This window comes from Nucisporomicrobium flavum (genome assembly GCF_016464385.1).
GTDB lineage: Bacteria > Actinomycetota > Actinomycetes > Mycobacteriales > Micromonosporaceae > Actinoplanes > Actinoplanes flavus_A.
On the sequence record NZ_JADMLH010000015.1, the window covers coordinates 42,781 to 57,523 of the forward strand.

Here is a 14,743-nt window from a genome sequence, read left to right on the forward strand (position 1 = left end):
TGACTATCCGTTCCGCGATGCTGTCGCCCGGCCATTGCGGCGACTAGGCTGGCCATCGATCCTCATCGTGGAGGTCCCGATGGCAGACCGTCTGACCCGCGAACCGCTCACCGTGCCGGAGCAGCTGCTGACCGTCGGCCTGGTGCAGGCCACCGACGACTATGCGTGCCTCTGCTGCGCCGGTGAGATCGACCAGGCCACGGCTCCGGTGTTCGCCGACGCGCTGGCCGACGCCGTGCCCGGCCGGAGCCGGGTCGAGGTGGACCTCACGAAGGTCACCTTCCTGGACTCGTCCGGCATCAACGCGCTGGTCCAGCACCGGAGACCGAGCTGCGCCCTGGTGGTCGTCAACGTTCCGCCGCACATCCGGCGGGTCTTCGACATCACCGGCCTGTCCGAGATCTTCTGCGCCTGAGCCTGGGGCAGGCTGGGCCGATGACGATCATCGGTTTTCTGCACACCGCCGAGGTGCACGTCGGCACCTTCCGCGGCCTGCTCCGGGAGCTGGGCCCCGGCTGCGCGGACGTCCACGTCGTCGACGAGAGCCTGCTCGCGGATGCCCGCGTGCGTGGAGTCGACAGCGACGTCGAGCATCGCCTCCTGGAACGCCTGCGGGAGGTGGCCGCCCAAGGCCCGGACGTCATCGTGTGCACGTGCTCCACGCTGGGCGGGCATGCCGAGCGGATGGGCGCGGCGGTGGGCGTACCGGTGCTGCGGGTGGACCGGCCCATGGCGGAGGCGGCCGTCGCGGCCGGCGCCCGGATCGGGGTGGTCGCCAGCACGGCCTCCACGCTCGGCCCCACGTGCGAGCTGCTGGCCTCCTGCGCCAGGCCCGGGACCGAGATCGTCGAGGCGCCGTGCCTCGACGCCTGGCCGCTGTTCGAGGCGGGCGACCTCGACGGGTACGCCCGCCGCGTGGCCGAGCACGCCCGCACCCTCGACGTCGACGTCGTGGTGCTCGCGCAGGCCAGCATGGCGGGAGCCGAGGGCCTGCTGGCGGACCTGGGCCGGCCGGTGTTGTGCAGCCCACGTATCGCCGTCCGTCGAACCCTGGAGGACTACACGGTTGTGTAGTAATCTGCACGCGTGAGTAGTACGGGGGACCTGACCGCTCGCGCCCGCATCCGGGACGCCGCGATCGAACTTTTCGCCGAACGGGGCATCGGCGGCGCCACCATCCGCGACATCGCCCAGGCCGCCGGGGTGTCGTCCGGGCTGCTGCGCCACCACTTCGGCTCCAAGGAAGGGCTGCGCGACGCCTGCGACGAGTACGCGATGGCCGAGATCGCGCGGATCCGGGCCCCGTACATCGAGGGGGGCTCGTCCGACGGGCGCCTGATCTACGACGCGATCCGCGCGGCCCCACTGCGGCTGCAGAGCTACCTCATCCGGTCCACGCTGGACGGTTCGCCGAGCGGCGCCAACCTGTTCCAGCGCATGGTCGGGGAGGCCGAGCAGTGGTACGAGAAGGCCACGGTCAAGTCCGCCGACCCGCGGGCGTACGCGGCGGTCCTCTGCGCGCTGCAGATGGGCATGTTCATGATGCGCGACCAGATATCGGCGGCGATCGGTGAGGACACCCGGCAACCCCACGGGCATCTGCGCATGCTCCGGGCGGCCGTCGAGATCTTCGCGCAGCCGCTGCTCTCGTCCGAGCAGGCCGAGCAGGCGTACGCCGCCCTTGACCGGCTCATGAGTACCCCTGAGGAGTCATGATGACCGAGGCGATCAGCGTTGCGGGGCTCACGAAGAGCTTCGGGCGTACCCACGCCCTGCAGGGTCTCGACCTGACCGTGGGCACCGGCGAGGTGCACGGCTTCCTGGGACCCAACGGCGCCGGGAAGACCACGACGATCCGGGTCCTGCTCGGGCTGATCCGCCCGGACGCCGGGACGGCCCGGCTGCTCGGCGGGGACCCGTGGTCCGACGCGACCGCGCTGCACCGGCGGCTCGCGTACGTGCCGGGCGACGTCACGCTCTGGCCCAACCTCTCCGGCGGCGAGGTCATCGACCTGCTCGGCCGGCTGCGCGGCGGGCTCGACGAGAAGCGCCGCGCCGACCTGCTCGAGCGCTTCGACCTGGACCCGCGCAAGAAGGCCCGGACGTATTCCAAGGGCAACCGGCAGAAGGTGGCGCTCGTCGCGGCGCTGGCGTCCGATGTGGAGCTGCTGATCCTCGACGAGCCGACCTCCGGGCTGGACCCGCTGATGGAGGCGGCGTTCCGCGACGTCGTCCGGGAGGAGAGCCGGCGCGGTGACCGTACGGTGCTGCTCTCCAGCCACGTCCTCAGCGAGGTCGAGGCGCTCTGCGACCGGGTCACGATCATCCGCGAGGGCCGTACGGTCGAGAGCGGCACCCTGACCGACCTGCGCCACCTCACCCGCACGACGATCCAGGCGGAGCTCGCCGGCCCGGTCGACGGGCTCGCCACCATGCCGGGCGTCCACGGCCTGCGCGCCGAGAACCACAGCGTCACCTTCGACGTCGACACCGACGCTCTCGAACCCGCGCTGCGCACGCTGGTCGGCGTCGGGGTGCGCAGCCTCACGAGCCATCCGCCGACGCTCGAGGAGCTGTTCCTGCGCCAATACCGCAAGGAGCCGTCGGAATGACCGGCACCTGGCAGCTCATCCGCCTGATCCTGCGGCGCGACCGGGTGCTGCTGCCGCTGTGGGCCGTGGTGCTCGGGTGCGTACCGGCGCTCTACGTGTCGTCCTTCGATAGCCTGTTCCCGACCGCGGCGGACCGTCTCGAGTACGCGCGGGTCAGCACCGGCAACGCGGGCTTCGTCGGACTGTACGGGCCGCTGCACGGCAGCAGCCTCGGCGAGCTGGTCGCCTGGCGCGGCGGCTTCATCCCGGTGATGATCGCGCTGTTCAGCCTGCTCACGGTCATACGGCACACGCGTACGGAGGAGGAGGCGGGCCGCACCGAGCTGATCGGCTCCGGCGTCGTGGGCCGGCACGCGGGCCTGGCGGCGGCGGTGATCGCCACGCTCGGCGCGAACGTGGTGCTCGCCCTGATCCTCGCCTCCCTCATGATCGCGCAGGGCCTGCCGGTCGCCGGTTCCGTCGCGCTGGCCGCCGAGTTCGGCCTCGCCGGGTGGATGTTCACCGGGGTCGGCGCGGTCGCGGCGCAACTGGCCGGTGGCGCCCGGACGGCCCGCTCGATCTCCGTCATCGCGCTCGGCGTCGCGTACGTGCTGCGCCTCGCCGGCGACGTGAGCGACACGGGCAGCGGCACGCTCGGCTGGCTGGCGTGGCTGTCGCCGATCGGGTGGGTGCAGCGCATGTTCCCGTACGGTGCGGACCGGTGGTGGCCCGGGTTGCTGGCCGTCGCCCTCACCGGGTTACTGATCGCCGGTGCGGCCGCCCTGGCCGCCCGCCGCGACGTGGGCGCCGGCCTGCTCGCTCCGAGGCCCGGCCCGGCATCCGCGGCGCCCGGCCTGGGCAGCCCGTTCACGCTGGCCTGGCGGCTGCATCGCGGGCTGCTGTTCGGCTGGGTCGCCGGCTTCGCCGCGCTCGGCCTGGTCTTCGGCGGCGTGGCGCAGAGCGTGGCCGAGCTGACCGACGACAACGCGGACATGGCCGAGGTCTTCGCCCGGATGGGCGGCGCGTCCGGCGCGGTGGACAACTTCTTCGTCGCGACCAGCGGCATGCTCGGGCTCGTCGCGGCCGCGTACGCCGTGCAGGCCACCCTGCGGCTGCGCGACGAGGAGGGCACCGGTCACACCGAGCTGGTACTGGCCACGGCGACCACCCGGCTGCGCTGGATCGGCAGCCACCTGGTGTTCGCCTTCGCCGGGCCGGCCCTCGCGCTCGCCGCCGCCGGCGCGGTCTCCGGCCTGATCGCCGGGACGAGCCTGGACGACGTGCCGGGCACGTTCCGGGGCGCGCTCGGCGGCGCGCTGGCCCAGGTGCCCGCGGTGTGGGTGCTGGCCGCGCTGACCGTCCTGCTCTTCGGCCTGCTGCCGCGGCAGGCGCCGGCCGCGTGGGGCGTGGTGGCGGCCTGCTTCCTCCTGCTGATCGTCGGGGCGGCACTGCAGCTCGACCAGTGGGTGCTCGACGTCTCGCCGTTCACCCACGTGCCCCGCGTGCCCGGCAGCGACGCCACCGCGACGCCGCTCGTAGCGTTGACGCTGGTGGCGGTGGCGCTGGGGGCGGCCGGGCTCGCCGGCTTCCGCCGCCGCGACGTGCCGGTCGTCTGACCGCGCGGGCGGTCAGGAGGCCGAGCGGTCGGGGAGGAGCCGTTCCTCGTGGTCCAGCTCCCGTTCGAGAACCCGCAGTCCCTCGTCGGAGAGCCGGCCCACGTCCCGCCAGCGCAGCAGTTCGTCGCGCTGGGCGTCGATCACCGAGCGGCGCACCCGCAGCGCCGCCTCGTACTGCGGGGACACCGGGACCTCGTCGGAGTCCGCCTGGTCGAGCAGGTCCAGCCGGCGGCGGTAGCGCTCGAGGCGGTGGCCGAGCTGCCGGCGCATCGTCTCGATCGCCTGGTCCTCCACGTGGTCGTGGCGCTGGTGCTTGATCTCGTCGAGCCGGTCCATGGCGGCCTGCACGGCGGCCGAGCGGGCCTCGTTGCGCAGCCGGATCCGGTCCGCCTCGTCGGCCTTCAGGCCCAGCCTGCGCACCAGCGGGCCGAAGGTGACGCCCTGGCCGACGAGGGTGACCAGCACGACCACGAACGCGCAGAACAGCAGCAGGTCCAGGTCGGGGAACGGGTTGCCCTCCTTGGTACGCGCCGGGATGGTGAAGACCGCGGCGAGGGTGATGACGCCGCGGGTCCCCGACCAGCTCAGCGCCGTGATCTCCCGGCCGTTGAGGCGGCGGTTCGCGTCGGCGGCGTCCGGCTCGCCGCCCAGCCGGGAGTGCATCCAGCGCGGCAGGCTCTGCGTGACGATCAGGAACAGCGGGCGCAGCACCAGCACCACGCCGACCGACACGGCCACGGCGATGACGATCGTCGAGGTGCTGAACTCGGACAGCCCCTCGATGACCCGGGGGAGCTGCTGGCCGATCAGGAGGAACACCAGCCCCTCGAGCACGAAGTCGACGAGCCGCCACACCGCGCTGACCTGCAGCCGGCTCGCGCCCGAGCCGAGCCGTGGGGTGTCGTGCCCGACGATGAGCCCCGCGACGACCACGGCGAGCACGCCCGAGACGTGCACCCGCTCCGCCAGCAGGTACGCCACGAACGGGGTGGCCAGCGAGATGGCGTTCGCGATGATCGGGTCCTGTGCGAGCGGGCGGGTGGAGCGGACGGCGTACGCGACCACGATGCCGCCGATCACGCCGCCCGTCGCGGAGATGACGAACTCGCCCACGGCCGCGGAGAACGAGAACGTCCCGCCCACGGCGGCGGACACGGCCACGCTGAGCAGGGTCAGCGCGGTCGCGTCGTTGAGCAGGCCCTCGCCCTGCACCAGCGTCACGATGTTGCGGGGCAGCCCGACCTTCTTGCCGACCGACAGCGCGGCGACCGGGTCCGGCGGGGCCACCGCGGCGCCGAGCGCGACCCCGGCGGCGAGCGTCGCCCCGGCCACGAAGAAGTGGAAGCCGACGCCGATCAGCAGCGCGGTGAGCAGCACCAGCACGACCGACAGGCTGACCACGGTGCGCAGGTTGTGGCGGATGTCCAGCAGCGACGAGTCGAGCGCGGCCGAGAAGAGCAGCGGCGGCAGCACGAGGGTCAGCACGAGCTCCGGTTCGAGCTCGATGTTGGGGCCGGGCAGGACGGCGTACGCGATACCGAGCACGGTGAGCACCGCGGCCGCGGGTATACCGGTCCGGTCGCCGAACCAACGCGCGGCGACGATGACCGCGATTCCCGCCAGTACGAACAACAGTGTCGCCTCGATATGCACCGTCCCATTCTCCCGGACGGCGGATGATCTCGCGATCATGGCCGGGGTGGCCGCGGCTAGGCTGCGCGGGGTCACGCGAGGCGGGGAGGGTCCATGCGGGTGGCGCGTACGGCCGGGGTGCTGGGCCTGCTGCTCTGCGCGGTGCTGGCCGGGACCGGCGGCCGGGAGCGGACCTCCACGCCCGAGTACCGGGCCGAGGCGCTGCTGTCGCGCATGACGCTCGCCGAGAAGCTGACGATGATGCACGGCGGGGCGGAGTGCGGCTACATCGGCTGCGTGGACGGCAACCCGCGGCTGGGCATCCCGGCGCTGCACCTGCAGGACGGCCCGGCGGGCGTGGGCAACGACACCACCGGCGTCACCCAGCTGCCCGCGCCGGTCGCCGCCGCGGCCGCCTGGGATCCCGCGCTGCTGAGGGAGTACGGCCGGGTCATCGGCGCCGAGCAGTGGGGCAAGGGTACGAACGTGGCCCTCGCACCCACCGTGAACATCGTCCGGGACCCGCGCTGGGGCCGGGCGTTCGAGTCGCTGGGGGAGGACCCGTACCTGGCCGGGCGGTCCGCGGCGGCGGAGATCGGTGGCATCCGTGCCGAGGGGCCGATGGCGCAGGTCAAGCACTTCGCGGTCTACAACCAGGAGACCGCCCGCAACACGCCGGGCAGCAACGCGCGGATCGACGAGCGGACCCTGCGTGAGATCTACCTACCCGCGTTCGAGGCGTCGATCGCGGCCGGCGCCGACTCGGTCATGTGCGGCTACAACCCGGTCAACGGCACGTACGCCTGCGAGAACGGCGACCTGCTGCAGCGCATCCTCCGCGACGAGCTGGGGTTCTCCGGCTTCGTCACCTCGGACTGGGGCGGCACCCACTCGACGGTCCGGGCCGCGACCAACGGCCTCGACATGGAGATGCCCGACAGCCGGTACTTCGGCGCCCCGCTCACCGCGGCGGCCAAGGCCGGGAAGGTCGACGTCGACGAGCACGTACGCCGCATCCTCACGGCGATGTTCCGGCGCGGCCTGTTCGACCGTGAGCAGACCGGCGACCTGAGCGCGGTGGTGACGAACGACGCGCACGCCCGGGTCGCCCGCCGGGTGGCCGAGCAGGGCAGCGTGCTGCTGAAGAACGAGGGCGCCCTGCTGCCGGTCAGCCCGGGCGTACGGTCGGTCGCCGTGCTCGGCAACGGGGGCGGCGCGAGCGTGGTGAGCCAGGGCGGCGGCAGCGCCCGGGTGATCCCGTTGGATGTCGTCTCGCCGTACCGGGGGATCAAGGATCGGGCAGGCGCCGGCGCCGAGGTGACCTACCAGCCCGGCACCGTCCGGGCGGACGGCGCGCTGCCTCCGGTCGAGGCGGACGTGCTCGGCGGCGGCCTGCGAGGCGAGTTCTTCGCCGGTACGACAATGGCCGGCCCCCCGGTCGCCACCCGCACCGACGCGACGCTCGACGAGTTCTGGCACCACGGGAACGCCGGCATCGGGATCAAGGAGAACTGGTCGGCGCGCTGGACCGGCACCCTGACCCCGCCCGCCACCGGCGCTTACACGTTCTCGCTGACCAGCAGCGACGGCGGCCGGCTGCGGATCGGCGGGCGTACGGTCGTGGACAACGGCTGGTCCGAGACGCGCCGGCGCACCCGGACCGGCACGGTCACGCTCACCGCGGGCAGGCCGGTGCCGGTGGAGATCGAACACGCGCAGTTCACCGGCAACGCCGTCGTGGCGTTCGGCTGGACCCGGCCCGGGCAGCGGCTGCACGACGACGCCGTGGCGGCCGCCGCCCGCGCCGATCTGGCCGTGGTCGTGGTCGGCAAGGACGGGACCGAGGGCGCCGACCTCAAGGACATCAGCCTCTCCGCCGACCAGGACCGCCTGGTACGGGACGTGGCCGCCGCCAACCGCAACACGGTCGTGGTGGTCAACACCGGTTCCGCGGTCGCCCTGCCGTGGGTGGACTCGGTGCGCTCGGTGATCCAGGCCTGGTATCCCGGCCAGGAGTACGGCCACGCGCTCGCCGCCCTGCTCTACGGCGACGTCACCTTCTCCGGCAAGCTCCCGGTCACATTCCCCCGCTCGCTGGCCGACGTGCCGGCGGCGGCGCCGCAGCGCTGGCCCGGCGGCGAGTACTCCGAGGGGCTGCAAGTCGGCTATCGCTGGTACGACGCGCGGAACGTGGCCCCGCTGTTCCCGTTCGGCCACGGGCTGTCGTACACGACGTTCCGGTACGCGGACCTGGCCGTCGGCGCGCCCCGCCCGGACGGCTCGGTGCCGGTCTCGTACACGATCACCAACACCGGCGCCCGGGCCGGAGCCGAGATCGCCCAGGTGTACGTCGGCCAGCCCGCTGCCACCGGGGAACCGCCGAACAACCTGCGCGGCTTCGACCGGGTGACGCTCGGACCGGGCGAGTCCCGCCGGGTCACCACCACGCTGGACGCGCGGAGCTTCCAGCACTGGGCCGGCAGGTGGGTGACGGCCGGGGGCGCGTACCGGATCTCGGTGGGCTCGTCCTCGCGCGATCTGCGGCTCACCGGCCAGGTGTCGCTGCCGCCGAATCCGGTTGCCGGGGCCACAGGCGGCCGGTAGACACCACGGCATGGACCTCACCGTGCTCCCGGTGCCGGACGGCGCCACCGTTCCCGGCTTCGCCGGCCTGTCGTTCGAGATCCCGGTCGAGCCGGTGCCCGTGCCGTGGGGCGTGACGGTCCGCGCCGAGGCCTCCGACGAGGCCGGACACCTCATGTACGTGCACGGCGGTGGCTTCGAGCATCGCAACCCGCCGCTGATGAACCGGGCCGCGTACGAGTTCTCCCGCGCCACCGGCCGCCCCGTGCTCGTGGCGCATCACCGCCTCGCCCCGGCCCACACGTACCCGGAGCCGCTCGAGGACGTGCTGGCGGCGTACCGCGGGCTGGTGGACGGCGGGGTGCCGCCGCAGCGGATCCTCGTGCTGGCCGAGTCGTCCGGGGCCGCGCTCACGCTCTCGATGCTGCTGCGGCTGAGGGACGCCGGCGAGGAGCTCCCGGCCGGCGTGCTGACCTGGTCGGCGGTCACCGACCTCGCCATCACGGGGGCGTCGGTGGACGACTCGCCGGAGGATCCGGTCACGCGGGAGCTGCTGACCCGCCTGATCGGGCAGTATCTCGGCGATGCCCCGGGCGATCGGGCGCCGCAGTCCCCGCTGTACGGCGACCTCTCGGGCCTGCCGCCGCTGGTGATGGTGGTCGGCGGGGCGGAGGCGCTGCGGGACGACACGCTGCGCTTCGCGGAGAAGGCGTCCGTCGCCGGTACGAAGGTCGAGGTCGACGTCTACGAGGGGATGCCGCACGTCTTCCAGATCGCGATCCTGGAGCCGGGCAACGCGCTGGGGCGCAGCCTTCTCGACAGGATCGCCCGGTGGGGCCGCGCCCGGTAGGACGCGGCCCCAGGGGTTCGATCAGTAGCGGTAGTGGTCGGGCTTGTACGGCCCCTCGACCGCCACGCCCAGGTACTCCGCCTGCTTCTTGGTGAGCTCGGTGAGCCGGACGCCGAGCGCGTCGAGGTGCAGCCGGGCGACCTTCTCGTCGAGGTGCTTCGGCAGCACGTAGACCTGCTTGTCGTACTCGTCGGGCTTGGTCCACAGCTCGATCTGCGCCATCACCTGGTTGGTGAAGGAATTGCTCATCACGAAGCTGGGGTGACCCGTGGCGTTGCCGAGGTTCATGAGCCGGCCCTCGGAGAGCACGAGGATCGCGTGCCCGTCCGGGAAGCGCCACTCGTGGACCTGCGGCTTGACCTCGACCTTCTCGATGCCGGGGACCTTGGCCAGGCCGGCCATGTCGATCTCGTCGTCGAAGTGGCCGACGTTGCCGACGATCGCGTTGTGCTTCATCGCGGCCATGTGCTCGACCGTGATGATGTCGGTGCCACCGGTCGTGGTGATGAAGATGTCGGCCTCGGAGACCACGTCCTCGAGCCGCACGACCTGCATGCCGTCCATCGCCGCCTGCAGCGCGCAGATCGGGTCCACCTCGGTGACGACGACGCGGGCACCCTGGCCGCGCAGCGTCTCGGCGGAGCCCTTGCCGACGTCGCCGTAGCCGCAGACCACGGCGAGCTTGCCGCCGAGCATCACGTCGGTGGCCCGGTTGAGGCCGTCGACCAGCGAGTGGCGGATGCCGTACTTGTTGTCGAACTTGCTCTTGGTGACCGAGTCGTTGACGTTGATCGCCGGGAAGAGCAGCTCGCCGGTCTTGGCGAACTTGTAGAGCCGCGCCACGCCGGTGGTGGTCTCCTCGGTGACGCCGCGGATCTCGGCGGCGACCTTGGTGAACCGCTGCGGGTCCGACTCGAGGCTGCGGCGCAGCGTGTCGAGGATGATCGTGTACTCGTGGGCGTCCTCGGCGGTGGTCGCGGGGACCGCGCCGGCCTTCTCGAACTCGGCGCCCTTGTGCACGAGCAGGGTGGCGTCACCGCCGTCGTCGAGGATCATGTTGGGGCCGAGGCCGTCGCCGAAGTCGAACAGCTGCTCGGTGCACCACCAGTACTCCTCCAGCGTCTCGCCCTTCCAGGCGAAGACCGGCGTGCCGGAGGGGGCCTCGACCGTGCCCTCGGGGCCGACGACGATCGCCGCGGCGGCCTCGTCCTGGGTCGAGAAGATGTTGCAGGAGACCCAGCGGACCTGCGCGCCGAGCGCGACCAGGGTCTCGATCAGCACGGCCGTCTGGATCGTCATGTGCAGCGAGCCGGCGATGCGGGCACCGCGGAGCGGCTGGGCCTCGCGGAACTCCTCACGGATGGACATCAGGCCGGGCATCTCGTGCTCGGCGAGACGCATCTGGTGCCGGCCGAAGGCGGCCAGCGAGAGGTCGGCCACGGCGAAGTCGATGCCGTTGAGCTGCTGGAGTCGTGGTGACATGGAGAAGGGCACCCCCTCTTCAGGAGGCGCCCTTTCGACAGTGGCCCGCGGGCCGAGCGTGGCGGACCAGCAGGTCCGTCGCAGCGCCTCTCGGCCAGGGGCAGCGCCGCTTCGGGCGCCCAACCACCATAGCGCCGACTTTGCAAGATCGGGAACCGTCAGCCCGCGGCGGCTCGCCGTTCGCGCTGGTCGTGGAGGGCCTTTTCGAGCTGTGACGTATCCCACTGCTCGGCGAGCGCCCGGTGCATCAACTCCGCCTGGGTCTGCGGGGCGCGACCGCCGATGGGCTGGTCACGGTCGAGGTTGGTGGGGAACGCGTACCCCTCGGCGCAGGCGGCCACGACGTTGGCCACGGAACCCGGGTACGCCCGCAGGACGGGGTACAGCGCGCGGCACATCGCCGTACGGTCGACGGTTTCCATGGCGCGTCCGAAGGCCGACGAGACCTGCAGCAGGTTGGCCATGCGCCTGACGTCCGCACTGCGGTTCGTGCCGGCCCCGTGGAACAGCGCCGGGTTGAAGAAGGCGGCGTCACCCTTCGCCAGCGGCAGCTGGACGTGGTTCTCCTCGAAGTACGCGGTGAACTCCGGCCGGTGGAAGGCCACGTACCCGGCCGGGTACTTCTGCGAGTGCGGCAGGTACAGGGTGGGACCGGTCTCCACCGGCATGTCGACGTGCGCGACCGCCCCCTGCAGCGTGAGCACGGGGGAGAGCGCGTGGATGTGCGCCGGGTAGCGTTCCGCCTGCTCCCGCGACATGAAGCCGAGGTGGTAGTCGCGGTGGGCGACCTGCGCCTGCCCGCCCGGGTTCACCACGTTGACCTGCGAGGTGACCTGATATCCGGTGCCGAGCCAGGCCTCGCAGACCAGCGCCAGCAGGTCGTTGTCGTAGTACGCCGCGAAGGCCGCCGGGTCACGCAGCGCAAACTTGTCCAGCGCGCCCCATACCCGGTCGTTCGCCCCCGGCTTCGCGAAGTGGTCGCCGCCGGCCACCCCCGCCGCCTTCTGCTCCTCGATCATCGCGGCGAACACGGCCGTGGCGCGGTCCACCACCTCCGCCGCGAAGGCGCCCCGGAACACCACGATGCCGGGGCCGTCCATCAGCGCCCGGGCCAGCTCGGCCGCCGCGGCCCGCCGGTCGGCCGTCAGGATCGTCCGGTCGTAGCTCAGCACGTTGTGCTCGACGCCGGTGGCCAGCGGATATGCGGCCGCGTCCGTCGGCTGCTCCACCAGGGTCCGGAAGTCCGCGAGGCGGCAGTCCGCCGCCGAGAACCAGGTCGTCATGTCGTCAGGCTAGGGGCTGAAAGGCCATCAAAGACCCTTGAAAGGACCTCAAAAACCCCTCATCGTGTACGGCGTGAAGCACCCGTACCGCATCCGCGAGATCGCCGCCCAGTCCGGCCTCAGCCCGGCCACTGTGGACCGGGTGCTGCACCGGCGCGGCGGGGTCCGGGCGAGCACGGTCCGCGAGGTCGAGCAGGCGATCGCGGATCTCGACCGGCAGCAGTCGCAGCTGCGCCTCGGCGGCCGGACGTTCATGATCGACGTCGTCGTGCAGGCGCCCGCGCGGTTCTCGGCCGGCGTCCGCGCCGCGCTCGAGGCCGAACTGCCGGGGCTGCGGCCGGCGGTGATCCGATCGCGGTTCCACTTCCTCGACAGCGCCGGAGCGGGCGATCTCCTCGCGGTACTGGACAAGGTGGGGCGGGCCAAGTCGCACGGGGTGATCCTCAAGGCCCCCGACGTCCCGGAGATCGTCGCCGCCGTCGCCCGGCTGGCACGGCAGGGCGTACCGGTGGTGACGCTCGTGACCGACCTGCCGACCAGCGCGCGGGCCGCGTACGTCGGCATCGACAACCGGGCCGCCGGAGCGACCGCCGCCTACCTGGTGCAGGAGTGGCTCGCCGAGCGCGCCGGCGACGTCCTGGTGGTTCGCGGGCACGGCTCGTTCCGCGGCGAGGACGAGCGGGAGATGGGTTTCCGCGCCGAGATGCGTGCCCGGGCCGTGGGGCGGCGGCTGCTCGAGGTCGTCGACGAGGAGGACCGCGCCGACGCCGTCCACATCGGAACCCGTGAGGTGCTCGGCGGCAACCCGGCCGTCCGCGCCGTCTACTCGATGTACGCGGGCGCCGGCGGCAACGCGGCCGTGATCGACGCCTTCGAGCGGGCCGGCCGCCGCTACGACGTCTTCGTCGCGCACGACCTGGACGGCGAGAACACCGCCCTGCTGCGGCAGCGCCGCCTCTCCGCGGTGCTCCACCACGACCTGCGGCAGGACCTGCGCCGCGCCTGTCACGTGATCATGCAGGCCCGGGGCGCGCTGCCCGGTCCGGTACGGTCCAACCCGTCGGCGATCCAGGTGATCACGCCCCACAACGCCCCGCCGGCAGAATTCTGAGATCTTTTTCCGCGAACCTGTCCGGTCGCGCCACCGCCGTTCGTCACTGGGGCAACACCGACACAGAGGAGCCCGAGATGAAGTACATGATGTTCGTCTGCACCGACACCGAGCCCGAGACCGACGACTCGCTGGTGCCCGACGTCGACAAGTGGGTCGCCGAGAACGACGCGGCCGGCCGGCGCCTCGAGGGTGACCAGCTCGCCCCGCCGTCGGCCGCCACGACGGTCCGGGTCCGCGGCGGGCAGCTGCTGCTCTCCGACGGCCCCTTCGCGGAGACCAAGGAGGTCATCGTGGGCTACGACATCCTGGAGTGCGCCGACCTGGACGAGGCCATCGAGGTGGTCCGTGCCCACCCGATGGCGTGGCGCGGCCGGATCGAGCTGCGGCCCTTCCCCGGCGCCTGATGGAGCCGGTCCGGGCCGTCGTTGCCGAGGCCTTGGCGGACAGCCACGGCCGGATCGTGGCCGCGCTGATCCGGATCACCGGCGACTGGGACCTCGCCGAGGACTGTGCCCAGGAAGCGGTCACGGTCGCGCTCGAACGCTGGCCGTCCGACGGCGTTCCGGACAACCCCGGCGGCTGGCTGATGACGGTGGCGCGCAACCGCGCGATAGACGTGCTGCGGCGCGCGACCGTCGAACGCCGCAAGCTGGCGGAGCTTGCCGTGCTCAGCGATCCGGCCCCGGAGCCGGCGACCGCGTCGGACGACCGGCTGCGGCTGATCTTCACCTGCTGCCACCCCGCGCTCGCGCTGGAGGCCCGGGTGGCGTTGACCCTGCGGACGGTCGCCGGCGTACCGACCGCGGACATCGCGCGCGCGTTCCTGGTCACCGAGTCGACGATGACCCGGCGGCTGACCAGGGCCAAGGCGAAGATCGCGCAGGCGCGGATCCCGTACCGGGTGCCGTCGGGCGCGGCGCTGGCCGAGCGGCTGCCCGGGGTGCTGGCCGTGCTGTACCTGCTCTTCACCCGCGGGTACGACAGCGACGGCGAGCCGGCGTTCGCGGCCGAGGCCATCCGGCTGGCCCGGTTGCTCACGGCGCTCATGCCCGGCGAGCCGGAGGTGGCGGCGCTGCTGGCCCTCTTCCTGCTCCAGCACTCGCGCCGGGACGCGCGCCGCGACGACGAGGGCAACCTGCTCACGCTGGACCGGCAGGACCGCGCCCGCTGGGACCACGACGCGATCGCCGAGGCGTTGCGGATCCTGCCGGCGACCGACGGCCCGTACGCGCTGCAGGCCCGCATCGCCGCCTGCCACGCCGCCGACACCACCGACTGGCCCCGGATCGCCGGCCTCTACGACCGGCTCGCCGAGCGCTTGCCGTCGCCGGTCGTCCAGCTCAACCGGGCCGTCGCGCACGGGTACGCGTACGGGCCGGCGGACGGGCTGGCGCTGCTCGCGGCGGCCCGGGAGGGCGGTGGCCTCGACGACTATCCGCTGGCGGTGGCCGCCGAGGCCGAGCTCACCGCCCGGGCCGGCGACCGGGAGCGGGCCGTCGCACTTTTCGAGCGGGCCGCCTCGGTCGCCCACTCCTACGCTGAGCAGCGGGCCCTGCTGGCCCGCGCCGAGGAACTGTCCTGAGGAGAACGAG

General features: G+C 72.7%; 13 protein-coding genes and 1 riboswitch. Of the genes, 10 read left to right on the forward strand and 3 right to left on the reverse strand.

Annotated features, from left to right (window positions below; translation table 11 throughout):
- Positions 1 to 79: 79 nt before the first annotated feature.
- From IT780_RS29610 to IT780_RS29630, 5 genes are read left to right on the forward strand one after another with little or no spacing between them, the layout of a single operon-like run.
- Entirely contained in the window at positions 80 to 415 is a 336-nt protein-coding gene (locus IT780_RS29610) for an STAS domain-containing protein (RefSeq protein ID WP_199515091.1), read from the forward strand.
- A 20-nt stretch (positions 416 to 435) separates the two neighbouring features.
- A complete protein-coding gene (locus IT780_RS29615) occupies positions 436 to 1,074 on the forward strand; it encodes an aspartate/glutamate racemase family protein (RefSeq protein ID WP_199515092.1) in 639 nt (212 codons plus the stop codon).
- 12 nt (positions 1,075 to 1,086) lie between these two features.
- Positions 1,087 to 1,716 (forward strand): TetR/AcrR family transcriptional regulator, encoded by a 630-nt coding sequence (locus IT780_RS42850; RefSeq protein WP_199515093.1) that lies wholly within the window; start codon positions 1,087 to 1,089, stop codon positions 1,714 to 1,716.
- Positions 1,716 to 2,612, forward strand: coding sequence for an ABC transporter ATP-binding protein (locus IT780_RS29625; protein ID WP_199515094.1), 897 nt, complete (start codon positions 1,716 to 1,718; stop codon positions 2,610 to 2,612). The genes IT780_RS42850 and IT780_RS29625 overlap by 1 nt, the downstream gene beginning before the upstream one ends.
- On the forward strand, positions 2,609 to 4,207 hold the full coding sequence (locus IT780_RS29630) for an ABC transporter permease (RefSeq protein WP_199515095.1): 1,599 nt from the start codon (positions 2,609 to 2,611) through the stop codon (positions 4,205 to 4,207). The genes IT780_RS29625 and IT780_RS29630 overlap by 4 nt, the downstream gene beginning before the upstream one ends.
- Before the next feature lie 12 nt (positions 4,208 to 4,219).
- Here IT780_RS29630 and IT780_RS29635 read toward each other — a convergent pair whose 3' ends face one another.
- A complete protein-coding gene (locus IT780_RS29635; protein ID WP_307831453.1) occupies positions 4,220 to 5,860 on the reverse strand; it encodes a Na+/H+ antiporter in 1,641 nt (546 codons plus the stop codon).
- Positions 5,861 to 5,953: 93 nt separating this feature from the next.
- Here IT780_RS29635 and IT780_RS29640 point away from each other — a divergent pair, with 93 nt between their 5' ends.
- Positions 5,954 to 8,443: a beta-glucosidase gene (locus tag IT780_RS29640; RefSeq protein WP_199515096.1), complete on the forward strand. Its 2,490-nt coding sequence runs from the start codon at positions 5,954 to 5,956 to the stop codon at positions 8,441 to 8,443.
- Between the two features lie 10 nt (positions 8,444 to 8,453).
- Positions 8,454 to 9,272, forward strand: a complete 819-nt coding sequence (locus IT780_RS29645; protein ID WP_199515097.1) for an alpha/beta hydrolase fold domain-containing protein — start codon at positions 8,454 to 8,456, stop codon at positions 9,270 to 9,272.
- Between the two features lie 21 nt (positions 9,273 to 9,293).
- On the opposite strand, the gene ahcY is transcribed toward IT780_RS29645, so the two are convergent.
- Both ahcY and IT780_RS29655 read right to left on the reverse strand, forming a co-directional pair.
- Complete coding sequence (ahcY, locus tag IT780_RS29650; protein WP_199515098.1) at positions 9,294 to 10,754, reverse strand: adenosylhomocysteinase; 1,461 nt, start codon at positions 10,752 to 10,754, stop codon at positions 9,294 to 9,296.
- 17 nt (positions 10,755 to 10,771) lie between these two features.
- Positions 10,772 to 10,852: riboswitch (S-adenosyl-L-homocysteine riboswitch) on the reverse strand.
- A gap of 60 nt (positions 10,853 to 10,912) precedes the next feature.
- Positions 10,913 to 12,037, reverse strand: a complete 1,125-nt coding sequence (locus IT780_RS29655) for a phytanoyl-CoA dioxygenase family protein (RefSeq protein ID WP_199515099.1) — start codon at positions 12,035 to 12,037, stop codon at positions 10,913 to 10,915.
- Positions 12,038 to 12,110: 73 nt separating this feature from the next.
- Here IT780_RS29655 and IT780_RS29660 point away from each other — a divergent pair, with 73 nt between their 5' ends.
- From IT780_RS29660 to IT780_RS29670, 3 genes are all read left to right on the forward strand, one after another.
- Positions 12,111 to 13,148: a LacI family DNA-binding transcriptional regulator gene (locus IT780_RS29660; RefSeq protein ID WP_307831454.1), complete on the forward strand. Its 1,038-nt coding sequence runs from the start codon at positions 12,111 to 12,113 to the stop codon at positions 13,146 to 13,148.
- A 77-nt stretch (positions 13,149 to 13,225) separates the two neighbouring features.
- Entirely contained in the window at positions 13,226 to 13,555 is a 330-nt protein-coding gene (locus IT780_RS29665) for a YciI family protein (protein ID WP_199515100.1), read from the forward strand.
- Entirely contained in the window at positions 13,555 to 14,733 is a 1,179-nt protein-coding gene (locus IT780_RS29670; protein ID WP_199515101.1) for an RNA polymerase sigma factor, read from the forward strand. The genes IT780_RS29665 and IT780_RS29670 overlap by 1 nt, the downstream gene beginning before the upstream one ends.
- The last annotated feature ends 10 nt before the right edge of the window (positions 14,734 to 14,743 follow it).

Excerpts from the sequence above, each read along its gene's own strand:
- IT780_RS29640 (WP_199515096.1), top strand. The coding sequence starts at position 5,954 with ATGCGGGTGGCGCGTACGGCCGGGGTGCTGGGCCTGCTGCTCTGCGCG.
- IT780_RS29665 (WP_199515100.1), top strand. The coding sequence starts at position 13,226 with ATGAAGTACATGATGTTCGTCTGCACCGACACCGAGCCCGAGACCGAC.
- IT780_RS29625 (WP_199515094.1), top strand. The coding sequence starts at position 1,716 with ATGACCGAGGCGATCAGCGTTGCGGGGCTCACGAAGAGCTTCGGGCGT.
- IT780_RS29630 (WP_199515095.1), top strand. The coding sequence starts at position 2,609 with ATGACCGGCACCTGGCAGCTCATCCGCCTGATCCTGCGGCGCGACCGG.
- IT780_RS29610 (WP_199515091.1), top strand. The coding sequence starts at position 80 with ATGGCAGACCGTCTGACCCGCGAACCGCTCACCGTGCCGGAGCAGCTG.
- ahcY (WP_199515098.1), bottom strand. The coding sequence starts at position 10,754 with ATGTCACCACGACTCCAGCAGCTCAACGGCATCGACTTCGCCGTGGCC.
- IT780_RS29670 (WP_199515101.1), top strand. The coding sequence starts at position 13,555 with ATGGAGCCGGTCCGGGCCGTCGTTGCCGAGGCCTTGGCGGACAGCCAC.
- IT780_RS29645 (WP_199515097.1), top strand. The coding sequence starts at position 8,454 with ATGGACCTCACCGTGCTCCCGGTGCCGGACGGCGCCACCGTTCCCGGC.
- IT780_RS29655 (WP_199515099.1), bottom strand. The coding sequence starts at position 12,037 with ATGACGACCTGGTTCTCGGCGGCGGACTGCCGCCTCGCGGACTTCCGG.
- IT780_RS29615 (WP_199515092.1), top strand. The coding sequence starts at position 436 with ATGACGATCATCGGTTTTCTGCACACCGCCGAGGTGCACGTCGGCACC.